This is a genomic window from Microbacterium sp. A20, assembly GCF_004794515.1.
Lineage (GTDB): Bacteria > Actinomycetota > Actinomycetes > Actinomycetales > Microbacteriaceae > Microbacterium.
Genome location: NZ_SSDF01000056.1, coordinates 1 through 11,606, shown reverse-complemented (window position 1 = coordinate 11,606; position 11,606 = coordinate 1). Strand labels below are relative to the sequence as shown.

Sequence of the window (11,606 nt, the reverse complement as noted above, 5' to 3'; positions counted from 1 at the left end):
GGCAGGGCGGATGCTGGCAGGGCGGATGCTGGCAGGGCGGATGCTGGCAGGGCGGATGCCGGAGGTGGGCGCTGCCCTGGCAGGCCAGGCACGCTGACAGATCAGGTGCGAGGGACGGATGCTGCGCGCAGCTGCGCCGGACTCCAGCGCACTCCGAGCGCCGAGGTCAGTGCAGCCTGCGCGGCGCCGGCCGCGAGCGACACCCGAGGGTCGGCGTAGCGGACGGGGACCTGAACGGTGCCTCGCGCGGGATAGGCCGTCTCACGGCGCACGAGATCCAGGAAGCGGTCTCCGAGGACCACTGCGGGACCGCCGATCACCACCTCGGTCGGATCGAGCAGAGCGCTGATGAGCTTGACCGCCCTGGCGAGAGCCCGCGCACCGTCGTCGAGGTCGTCCTGGTCGGCCTGGGCGACGAGGGCACGGATCTCGGTGGCGTCCATGGCGTCCGAGAACCCGTCGCCGAGCATCGCCCCCAGGGCGGCCGCCGACTCGAGGCAGCCGTGTTGGCCGCAGCGGCAGAGGCGGGCCGCGTCGCCGAACACCACCTGCACGTGGCCGATCTCCCCGGCGCGGTCGCGGGGGCCGGGCGCGAGCTCGCCGTTCAGCGTCACGGCTGCCCCCACACCGCCGCCGAGATGGAGGAAGAGCCGGTATCCGGAGGGTGACTCCTCCATGCCTGCTTCGGCGATCGCCTCGGCGTCGACGTCGTTGATGAGCAGCACGGGCGCACCGAGAATCCGCTCGAACCGCTCGGCGAGGGGCACTCCCTCCCACTTCAGCTGCACACTCTCCAGCACCGCACGACCGTCCGTCGTCCCCGGCAGCTGCACACCCGCGGCGAGCAGTCTCCCTCCGAACTCTCGGGCGACGGCCGCCAGCGCCTCGTCGAGCGAGCGGTCCCGGTCCTCGACGCCGTAGCTCACCCGCCGCGTCTCGATCTCCGTGCCGTCGAGCGCCACGAGGGCGATGTGCGCGTGGAGCGGCTGGATCACCAGCACCAGGATCAGGTGGTGGCTCGCATCGACGCTGAGGGTGGTCGCCCGTTTGCCGCCGGTGCTCGCGGCCTGCTCCCCCTCGACGATCAGCCGACCCTCGATGAGTTCGGCGACCAGCGATGACGCGGTGGCCGCGGTCAGCCCGGTCGACCTCGCGATGCCCGCCCGCGTCTGCGTGCCGGGGTTCCGGAAGACGAGCTGCAGCGCCCGCCGCAGGTTCGCACGCCGCACCGACGCCTGGGTGTCGAGGCTGTCATCCGCGTTGAGCATGTGTTCCCGATTCCGAGCTCGTCGGTGGCGAGCTGTTGACAGATCGTGGGCCGATCCGTAGTCTCTCCCTAAGTTTATTCATTGAACTTAGTTGGTCTTCCGACCTCCCAAGCTCCGGACGGGCGAGTGCTGCACACACCGTCGCCCGTCCGGCACCTCCTTCAGCGGCTCTCGGCCGCTTCGGTGTGGTGGCGGATGACCTCGGCCACCACGAAGTTGAACCACTTCTCGGCGAACTCCGGATCGAGATGGGCCTCTTCGGCGAGAGCCCGGAGCCGCGCGACCTGCTGCTCCTCACGATTCGGGTCGGACGCCGGCATCTCGTGCTCGGCCTTCAGGTGCCCGACCTGCTGAGTCGCGCGGAAGCGCTCGGCCAGCATGAAGATCAGTGCGGCGTCGATGTTGTCGATGGTGGCGCGAAGGCGGAGCAGTTCGGCCTTCGGGTCCTCGGCGGCGGTCATGCCCCTACTCTAGAGCCGCGGAACACCCGGATTTCGACCTGTCGCACCGCTATCGTGAGCACATGAACAACGAAGAGTCGCCTGCCTCCGCGCCCCTCGACGGTGCCGCACCGAGTAGCGCCGTCGACGACGACGCGGTGACGAGCGACACCACGGATTCTGCGCCCGCCCGACGCAGATCCGCTCCGGCATCCGAGGCCGCGTCGACCGAACCCTCCGTCGCGCCCCGTCCGGTCGTGATCGAGCCGACGACGCCGAGCCGCTCCTTCTGGACGCGCATCGACCGCCCCTTCGTGTTCGGCTTCCTGGTGACCCTCGGCGGCCTCGGTGCGATCGTGATCGGCCTCGCCCTCACGAGCCTGTCGACCGTGCTCATCTACATCGCCCTCGCGCTGTTCGGCGCGCTCGGCCTCGACCCCGCCGTCCGGTTCCTGGAGAGGCGCGGCGTCTCACGGGTGCTGTCGGTCGTGGTCGTGATCCTGAGCCTCATCGTCGTGGTGGCTCTCGTGCTGTGGATGATCCTCCCCGTCGTGATCGAACAGATCTCGAGCTTCGTCCGCTCGGTGCCCGGCATGATCCGGGAGTTCACCGGCAGCGACCTCTATGCGACCCTCGAAGCGCAGTTCGGCGATCAGTTCCAAGACCTCGTCGCCGAGGTGCAGGCCTTCCTCTCGGACTTCGGCAACCTGGCGACGATCGGCGGCGGCGCACTGGCCGTCGGAGCCTCGATCGCCACCGGCATCTCCGGCGCCATCATCGTCCTGGTCCTGACGCTGTACTTCCTCGCGTCGCTCCCCGCCATGAAGCAGGGGCTGCTGCGTCTCGTCCCGGCCCGCGACCGCGCTCGCGCCGGAGACATCACCGACCAGATCACCGACTCGGTGGGCGGATATGTGATGGGCATGGTCATCCTCGCGTTCTGCAATGCGACGCTGGCGTTCCTGCTCTACTTCTTCCTCGGCCTGCCGTTCCCGCCGCTGATGGCGGCGATCGCGTTCTGCGTCACCCTGATCCCCCTCGTGGGTTCGGTGCTGTTCTGGATCCTCGGCACCTGCCTGGCCCTGTTCAGCAACCCGATCGCCGCGCTCGTCTTCGCCGCGATCTACCTCGTCTACATGCAGATCGAGGCCTACGTGATCACCCCGCGCGTGATGAACCGCGCCGTCTCCGTCCCCGGCTCCCTCGTCGTGATCGGCGCCCTCGCGGGTGGCACGCTGCTCGGGCTCCTCGGCGCGCTCGTGGCCGTGCCGGTCACGGCATCCATCCTCATCATCATCAAGCAGGTCCTGGTACCGAAGCAGGACGCCCGAATCTGACCGTCGCCCCGCCCTGCCCCTCCCTGCGCCGCCCCCGACCTGCCCCTCGCTGTGACCGCCCCCGACCTGCCCCTCGCTGCGACCGCCCGAGCACAACTTCGGAGATTCGGACCGACACGCCGCTGCGGGCGGCGAACATCCGGCGCGTCCGGCGCGATCTCCGAAGCTGTGCCGATTCGGGAAGGACGGCAGGACGGCAGGACGACGGGACGACGGGACGACGGGACGACGGGACGACGAAGCGCCCGACCCCCTGAGGGGCCGGGCGCTTCTGTCGAGGTGACGACTCAGAGGTCGTTGTCCGCCAGCCACTGCTTGGCGATGTCGGATGCCGACTTCTGGTCGACCGTGCTCTGCACGTTCAGGGCGACGAGCTCTTCGGCGGTCAGCTTGGCGCTGATGGCGTTGATCACGTCGGCGGCCCCATCGGGCAGGTCGTCGGACACGATCGGCACGACGTTCGAGGCCAGGATGATGTTCTCCGGGTCTTCGAGCGCCACGATGTCCTCGGTCTGGAACGCCGGGTCTGCCGAGTAGATGTCGGCCACCTGGATCTCGCCCGCCAGCAGCGACTCGAGCGTGGTCGGGCCGGTCGCAGAGAAGGCGAGGTCGACGCCGTAGACCTCCTTGGCCGCGGCCGGGCCGTAGGGGCGCTGCTCGAATTCCGGCGCGGCGCCGATGGTGACCGGCGTGGTGACCTTGGAGAGGTCGGAGATCGAGGTGAGGCCGTTCTCGTCCGCGAAGCTCTTCAGCACCGTGTACGTGTCCTGGTCGGATGCCTCGGCGTAGTCGAGCGCGGTGAGCCCGTCGGGCAGCGCCTCCTTGAGTGCCTCATAGACGTCGTCGGGGCTGGTCGCGGTCGCGTCCTTGTCGAGGTACTCGAGCAGGTTGCCCGTGTACTCCGGGAAGACGTCGATCGCGCCGGACTCGACATCGGGCATGTACGCGTCGCGCTGTCCGATGTTGAACTCCTCCTTGACCGTGAAGTCGGCGCCCTCGAGCGCCTGCGAGTAGATCTCGGCGATGATCTCGTTCGAGTAGTACGCCTGCGAGCCGATGACGATGGTCTCGTCGCCGGAGCCTGCGTCGTCGGTCGGAGCGTCGAGCGGGTTGCTGTTGGTGCAGCCGGCGAGGACGAGCGCCGCGGCGAGCGAGACGCCACCGGCGAGGGCGAGTCGTGACTTACGTGCTGTGAACATGGGACTTCCTCTTCTCTGGGACAACGGGATGGATGCTGTGGGTCGGTGTCAGGCGGGGGCGGCAGCCGCGGCCTTGAGGGCGGTGCGCGATCGACGCTTGCGCGGTGCGGCTCGCACGCCCGCGGGGACGGCGGCGTGCTGGAGGAGCGCGAAGACCAGGTCGACGGCGAGCGCGAGGACGGCGACGAGGATCGCCCCGCCGAGCACCTGATCGAACCTGCGCAGGGGGATGCCCTGGATGATCGGCCAGCCGAGACCGCCGAGGTTCACGTAGGCGGCGATCGTCACAGTGGCGATCACCTGGAGGAGGGCGGAGCGGATGCCGCCTACGAGGAGCGGCAGACCGAGCGGCACCTCGACCTTCCAGAACACCTGCCATTCGGTCATCCCCATGGAGCGCGCCGAGTCGAGCACCCGTCGGTCGATGGCCTCGAGGCCCGTGTAGGCGCCCGCGAGGAGCGACGGGATCGCGAGCAGGACGAACGTGATGATCGCGGCTTCGGGGATGCGGAGCACACCGAGCAGCAGCACCAGGAGCACCAGAAGGCCGAACGACGGGATCGCCCGCGCCGCACCGGAGACCGCGACGGCGAACTCCCGTCCTCGTCCGGTGTGCCCGATGAGCCAGCCGATCGGAACGGCGATGACCGCGGCGATCACCACCGAGATCAGCGTGTAGTACATGTGCTGTCCGAACAGGATGGGCAGCGAGTACGGCCCCTCCCACCGGTCGGGGGAGAAGAGCCAGGCGAGGGCGTCGGTGAACACGTTCATGCGGCGGCCCCGATGCTCACGGCCCGACGAGCGGCCGACGGAGTCTTCGACGCGCGCGTCCACGGCATCAGCGCGCGCCCCAGCAGCAGGAGCAGCAGGTCGATCACGAGCGCGATCACCACGACCGCGACGACACCGGCGAACACCTCGGCGAGGATGCGGCGCTGCAGGCCGTTCTCGAACAGGTAGCCGAGGTTGGTGACGCCCACGAGGATGCCGACCGTGGCGAGCGAGATCGTGCTGACGGCAGCCACCCGGAGCCCGGCGAGGACCACGGGCCCCGCGAGCGGGAAGTCGACCGTCCAGAACCGTCGGAAACCGCCGTAGCCCATCGCCGTGGCGGATTGGCGGATCGCGGGGTCGACGGAGTCGAGGCCGTCGGAGACCGCCCGCACCAGGATCGCGATCGCGTAGATGGTGAGGCCGATGATGAGGTTGATGGGGTCGCGAGCCGGGTAGCCCGCCACAGACGGCAGGAGGATCAGCAGCGCGAGCGACGGGATCGTGTAGAGCAGTCCGGTGAGGACGATGACCGGCCCCTTCACCAGCTGGTAACGCCAGGCCAACCACCCGAGCGGCACGGACAGCACGAAGCCGAGCACGATCGCGATCGCGCTCTGCTGCAGGTGGATCACGGTCAGCTCGAGGATGAGGCCGAGATTGTCGACGACCCAGTTCACGGAGCGCCCTTCGTCGCGCTCTCCTCACTCAGGAGCGCATCGGTGACTGCATCCGGCACGTCGATGATCGAACCCTGCGTGCGTCCCTCGGAGTCGACCACCACGGTTCCGCGCGGCGTCTGCTTGAGGTGCAGCGCCCGCTTGCCGCGGTCGGCGCCGATGAACGCGGCCACGAAGTCGTCGGCCGGGTTCTCGATGATCTCGCTCGGGCTGCCCACCTGCACGATGCGCGCGCCCTTGTCGAGGATGACGACCTGGTCGCCGAGCAGGAAGGCCTCGTCGATGTCGTGCGTGACGAACACGACCGTCTTGTCGAGCTCGTGCTGGAGGCGGATGGTCTCCTGCTGCAGGTCGGCTCGGACGATGGGGTCGACCGCGCCGAACGGCTCGTCCATGAGCAGGATGTTCGGGTCGGCGGCGAGCCCGCGGGCCACGCCGACGCGCTGCTGCTGACCGCCGGAGAGCTGGCTCGGGTACCGGTCGGCGAGCGCCTGGTCGAGCCCGACCGTGTCGAGCAGCTCGCGCGCCCGCTGGTGCGCCGCGGCCTTCTTCACGCCGGTGAGCCGCAACACGGTGGCCACGTTGTCGATCACCGTGAAATGCGGCATGAGTCCGGAGTTCTGCATGACGTAGCCGATGCGCCGACGCAGGGCGACCGGGTCGCCGTGGAGCACGCTCTCGCCGTCGATCTCGACATCGCCGGAGGTCGGCTCGACCATGCGGTTGATCATCCGCAGCAGGGTGGTCTTGCCGCAGCCGGAGGAACCGACGAACACGGTGGTCTTGCGCGACGGCAGCACCAGGCTGAAGTCGTCGACGGCGAGCGCGCCGCCGGGGAACCGCTTTGTGACATTGCGGAACTCGATCATGGGCTGGTCTCCAGTCGGTCGATCGATGCGAGGGCAGGCAGGACTACGGGCCGACCTCGACGCGGGGGTCGAAGGCCACGTATCCCGAGAAGTCCTTGCCGACGCGATCGAAGGCCGAGGGGTAGGGGTTCGGGTACGACCACGCGTAGTCGGTGTGGAGCTCGCCCTCGGTCTGCACGGAGAAGTACTGCGCGGCACCCTTCCACGGACAGGTGTAGGGCGTGGGGCTCTCGACGAGCGCGCCGGGCGCGACGGATGCGGGCGGGAAGTACCAGTTGCCCTCGATGCGGACGAGTTCGCTCTCGTCGGCCTCGGCGATGACGGTTCCTGCGAGTACAGCCTTCATGGTCCTGCCTCCTCGGATGTGGGTTCGAGCGTATAAGAAGGTGGCGACATCGGCCCGGCGGGTTGCGCGCGGGCCGTCAATGTGGGAAACAATCCGGATGCTGTTCGGCGCCCTCCCTCGATCGGATTGCCGCCGTGGGGATCAGGCCGAATCGCGTCCGTAGCCCTCCAGGAGGCGCAGCCAGATCTCGCTGACGGTCGGGTACGACGGCACCGCGTGCCAGAGGCGGGCGATGGGCACTTCGCCCACGATCGCCACCGTCGCGGCGTGCACGAGCTCCGCCACCTCGGGTCCGACGAACGTCGCACCCACCACGATGTCGCGCTCGGTGTCGATCACGAGGCGCGCCTGTCCCTCGAAGCCGTCTTCGTACAGGCTCGCGCCGGCGACCCAGCCCAGGTCGTAGTCGACGGCCTTCACGGCCTTCCCGGCGTCGCGCGCGGCGGCCTCGGTGAGTCCGACCGAGGCGACCTCGGGGATCGAGAACGTGACCTGCGGGACAGCGGCCTGATCGGCCGTGGCGACGTGCCGGCCCCACGGCGCGTCATCGACGTCGTCACCCTTCGCGCGGGCGACGATCACATCGCCGACGGCGCGCGCCTGATACTTGCCCTGGTGGGTGAGCAGCACGCGTCCGTTCACGTCCCCGACCGCGTACAGCCAGTCGGAGCCGGGCACACGGAGCGTGTCGTCCGTTGCGATCCAGCGACCCGGTTCGAGGCCGACGACCTCGAGCCCGATGTCTCCGCTACGGGGCGAGCGCCCGGTCGCGGCGAGCACCTCGGTCGCGGTGATCTCCTCACCGCCGTCGAGGGTGATGGTGACGCCGCTGCCGTCGCGGCGGACCGACGTGGTGCCGGTTCCGGTGCGCACATCCACGCCGAGCTCCTTCAGCCCCGCGGCCACCCGCTCGCCCGCGAAGGGCTCCATCCCGCCGAGCAGCCCGCTGCGCGCGATCACGGTCACGGTCGAGCCGAGTGCGGCGTACGCGGTCGCCATCTCGACGGCCACCACGCCTCCGCCGATCACGGCCAGGCTCTCCGGCAGCTCCTCGGCGCTGGTCGCTTCGCGGCTCGTCCACGGGGAGGCCTCGCGCAGTCCGTCGATGGGCGGGATGACCGCATCCGATCCGGTGCTGATCGCGACCGCGTGCCGGGCGCGGAGTACACGCTCGACGCCATCGGCATCCGTCACCGTCACCTCGCGCTCGCCCGTGAGTCGGCCGTGGCCGCGGGCCAGGTCGATGCCGGCCGAGTCGAGCCACTTCACCTGCCCGTTGTCGGACCAATTGCTGGTGAACGAGTCACGGCGGTCGAACACGGCCCGCACGTCGAGCTTGCCGGTCACCGCCTGCGAGGCCCCCGCCACGTGCTGCGCCGCGCGGAGGGCCTGCGCCGAACGGAGCAGCGCCTTCGAGGGCATGCACGCCCAGTAGGAGCATTCGCCTCCGACGAGCTCGCTCTCCACGATGATCGCGGTGAGGCCGCCCTGCACGGCACGGTCGGCCACGTTCTCGCCGACCGGCCCTCCGCCCAGAACGATCAGGTCGTATTCGTCGGTCTTCTCCGCAGCGGTCATGCGTCGCACCCTCTCGTCGGCCGGTTCCGTCGTCCGGTTCCGTCGCCCAGTCTCGCTCAAGAGCAACGTCGAGTCACGGGTGAGTTGTTCCCGTCACCTCCTGGCGGAGTGCCCGGGACCGGCGTCGGCGCGCCCCGAGGATGAGCATCGAACCGACCAGCATGAGAACCGCCGCGAAGCCCGCGGGGCCCGCGAGCGCCTGCCCGCCGGTGGTCGAGAGCCCCGACGGGGCAGGCGGAGCCGGCGGCGCAGGAACCTCGAACTCCGCCCAGACCTCACCGCTGACCTCGCCCGTCAGCGTGACGCGGTGCGTGCCGGGTTCGATGTCGGCGGGCAGGACGAAGGTGAAGGTCACGGTTCCCATCTCATCGGCCGTGAGCGTACCCAGATCGACGGGCGTCGATGTCAGGAGCCCGCTGACACGCTCCCCCGGGAGGAAGCCGCGCCCGATCGCCACCTGCGTGTCGCCGGGAGAGGCGACGTCGCGCTGCAACTCGATGCTCGGTCCGCCGACGCGCACCGAGGCGGGGTCGGACGCGTTGCCGGCGTCGTCCGTCGCGACCGCCACCACGACCGTCCCCGGGGGGATCAGGGTGGCCGGTGTGCAGGAGAAGTCCCCGTTGCTGTCCGCCACCGCGGTGCACAGCACGTTGCCGCCGGTGTCGCTGATGATCACCGTCGAACCGGGCTCGGACGTTCCCGAGATCGTCTCTCCATCCGTGGGCGCGAGCACCGGGGGCGGGGGAGGCGTGCGGTCCACCGTGATGTCGACGGGCTCCGACTCCGGGCTGGTGTTTCCCGAAGGATCGGTCTGCGTGGCGATCAGCTCGGTCTCCCCCTCCGGCAGAGGCGAGGACGGGAAGCACGTCCACGTGCCGTCGACTGCCACGACGGCACTGCACACCTCATTTCCGTCGCCATCGGCAACGGTGACCGTCGCGCCGGGTTCGCCGGTTCCCGAGATCACGGGAACACCCGGAACCGTTCCGCCGTCGGCGGGGCCGGTGATGACCGGCGCGGCCGGGGCCGCAGTGTCCACAGCGGTGACGAGGGCGGTCGCCGTCGCGGTCACTCCGTTCACGAGGAAGCCGATCGTCGCCACTCCGCTCGTGGTCGACGTCAGGCTCGCGGAATACGTCCCGTCGCCGTTGTCGACGACGGTGCTCAGTGAGCCGAGTGTGGTCGTGAGGGCCACGGTGTCGCCTCCGACGCTCAGCGCGTTGCCCGACGCATCGAAGAGCTGCACGGTGATCGTCGACGCGGCGACGCCGTCGTTCTCGATCGTGGACGGTGCGGCGGCGATCGTCGAGGTGGCGGGATCGGCCGCGCCGACGGTGAACTCGACGCTCGCGGTGGCGCCGCCGGCCGCGCCGGCGACCGTGAAGCTCAGTGTCGCGGTTCCCACCGTCTCGGCAGACACCAGAGTCGCCGTGTAGCTGCCGTCGCCGTTGTCGACGGGTGCGCCGATCGTGCCGGCATCCGTCTGGATGGCCACCTCGGCACCGCCGCTCGGCACGCGATTGCCCTGGGCGTCGAAGAGCGTCACCGTCACGGCGGAGGTGCTGACGCCGTCAGCGGTGATCGAAGTCGGCGCCGCGGTGATCGTCGACGTTCCGGCATCCGGAGCGCCCGCAACGAAAGTCACGGCAGCCGTATCGCTCGCGCCGGCACCGGAGATCGTGAAGCTGATCGTCGCCGTGCCGGCGAGGGTGGCCGAGGTCAGGGTCGCGGCGTAGGTGCCGTCGCCGTTGTCGGTCACTCCGGAGAGGACACCGGCCGTGGTCGTCATCCCGACGACGGGCCCGGCGTCCGGCACGGGGTTGCCGTTGCCGTCGCGCAGGGTGACGGTGACCGTGGAAGTGCTGGTTCCGTCCGCGGTGATCGTGGCGGGGCTCGCCGCGATCTCCGACGTCGTCGTCGAGGGCACGCCGGCGACGAAGGCGACGGTCGCCGTCTGGGTGCCTGTCGTGCCGTTGAGAGAGAACCCGATGATCGCCGCCGGCGGCGTGGTGGATGTCGGCGACGTGTAGGTCGCCGTGTACGTGCCGTCTCCGTTGTCGGTGACGGCACCCACGGTGCCCACGTCGGCGGTGAGCGCGACCGTTCCGCCGGATGTACCGGTCGCGTTGCCGTTCGCGTCGAGAAGGGTCACGGTGACGGTCGACGTGCTGGAGCCGTCTGCGGGGATGATCCCCGGAGATGCCGTGATCGTCGAGGTCGACGGATCGGCGGGCCCGGGCGTGAAGGCGACGGTCGCCGTGTTCGGGCTCGGGTCACCCGCGACCGTGAAACTGACCACCGCGGTCCCCACCGCGGTGGTCGAGGTGAGAACGGCGGTGTAGGTGCCGTCCGCATTGTCGGTCACGCTCCCGAGCGTGCCCGCGTCTGTGGCCATCGTGACCGTTCCCCCCGAAGCGGTGAGGGGATTGCCGTTGGCGTCGACCAGCGCGACGGTGATCGTCGAGGTGCTGGTGCCGTCTGCCGTGATCGACGTCGGCGAGGCCGAGATGGTGGACTCCGTCGCGTCTGCTGCACCTGCCGTGAACGCCACGATCGCCACATTCGGGCTCGTCTCACCGTCGACCGTGAAACCGACCGTTGCGGAACCGGCGGCCGTCGGGGAAGTGAGTGTCGCGGACCAGGTGCCGTCACCGTTGTCGACGGTCGCCCCCACCGTTCCTGCGCTCGTCGTGATCGCGATGTCCGCGCCGGTCGTGACGGGGTTGCCCTGCGCGTCGCGCGCGGTGACGGTGATCGTCGAGGTGCTCGTGCCGTCGGCCGTGATCGACGGCGGGTCGGCGGCGATCGTCGAGGTCGCGGGGCTCGCCGAGCCCGCGGTGAACTGCACCGTGGCGGTGTCGTCCGCGGGAGCCCCGGCGATGGTGAACGAGATCGTCGCGGAGCCGGCCGTGGTCGCCGACGTCAGCACGGCCGTGTACGTCCCGTCGCCGTTGTCGGTCACCGCCGCGAGGGTACCGGCCGTGGTGGACAGACCGACCACGTCGCCCGCATCCGCGACGACGTTGCCGTTCGCATCGAGGAGGGTGACGGTCACTGTCGAGGTGCTGGTGCCGTTCGCGGTGATCGAGGTCGGCGACGCGGTGATCGTCGACGT

10 protein-coding genes are annotated in these 11,606 nt (G+C 69.8%); 1 reads left to right on the top strand and 9 read right to left on the bottom strand.

What is annotated here, in order from left to right:
* Positions 1-101: 101 nt before the first annotated feature.
* Together DW298_RS04510 and DW298_RS04505 are read right to left on the bottom strand one after the other, a co-directional pair.
* Positions 102-1,268 (bottom strand): ROK family protein, encoded by a 1,167-nt coding sequence (locus tag DW298_RS04510; RefSeq protein WP_136041283.1) that lies wholly within the window; start codon positions 1,266-1,268, stop codon positions 102-104.
* Between the two features lie 161 nt (positions 1,269-1,429).
* A complete protein-coding gene (locus DW298_RS04505) occupies positions 1,430-1,729 on the bottom strand; it encodes a chorismate mutase (RefSeq protein ID WP_021200128.1) in 300 nt (99 codons plus the stop codon).
* 62 nt (positions 1,730-1,791) lie between these two features.
* Here DW298_RS04505 and DW298_RS04500 point away from each other — a divergent pair, with 62 nt between their 5' ends.
* On the top strand, positions 1,792-3,045 hold the full coding sequence (locus DW298_RS04500; RefSeq protein WP_136041282.1) for an AI-2E family transporter: 1,254 nt from the start codon (positions 1,792-1,794) through the stop codon (positions 3,043-3,045).
* Positions 3,046-3,332: 287 nt separating this feature from the next.
* On the opposite strand, the gene DW298_RS04495 is transcribed toward DW298_RS04500, so the two are convergent.
* From DW298_RS04495 to DW298_RS04465, 7 genes are all read right to left on the bottom strand, one after another.
* Entirely contained in the window at positions 3,333-4,244 is a 912-nt protein-coding gene (locus tag DW298_RS04495) for an ABC transporter substrate-binding protein (RefSeq protein ID WP_136041281.1), read from the bottom strand.
* Positions 4,245-4,292: 48 nt separating this feature from the next.
* Positions 4,293-5,018, bottom strand: coding sequence for an ABC transporter permease (locus DW298_RS04490; protein WP_136041280.1), 726 nt, complete (start codon positions 5,016-5,018; stop codon positions 4,293-4,295).
* Entirely contained in the window at positions 5,015-5,698 is a 684-nt protein-coding gene (locus DW298_RS04485; RefSeq protein ID WP_136041279.1) for an ABC transporter permease subunit, read from the bottom strand. The genes DW298_RS04490 and DW298_RS04485 overlap by 4 nt, the downstream gene beginning before the upstream one ends.
* Entirely contained in the window at positions 5,695-6,567 is an 873-nt protein-coding gene (locus DW298_RS04480) for an ATP-binding cassette domain-containing protein (protein WP_136041278.1), read from the bottom strand. The genes DW298_RS04485 and DW298_RS04480 overlap by 4 nt, the downstream gene beginning before the upstream one ends.
* 43 nt (positions 6,568-6,610) lie before the next feature.
* The gene (locus DW298_RS04475) at positions 6,611-6,913 is read right to left on the bottom strand and encodes a DUF427 domain-containing protein (protein WP_136041277.1); all 303 of its coding nucleotides are present in this window, start codon (positions 6,911-6,913) and stop codon (positions 6,611-6,613) included.
* Positions 6,914-7,054: 141 nt separating this feature from the next.
* Positions 7,055-8,491: an NAD(P)/FAD-dependent oxidoreductase gene (locus DW298_RS04470; protein WP_136041276.1), complete on the bottom strand. Its 1,437-nt coding sequence runs from the start codon at positions 8,489-8,491 to the stop codon at positions 7,055-7,057.
* Positions 8,492-8,564: 73 nt separating this feature from the next.
* Positions 8,565-11,606, bottom strand: a 3,042-nt coding sequence (locus DW298_RS04465) for an invasin domain 3-containing protein (RefSeq protein ID WP_205820254.1), incomplete at its 5' end; no start/stop codon positions are given.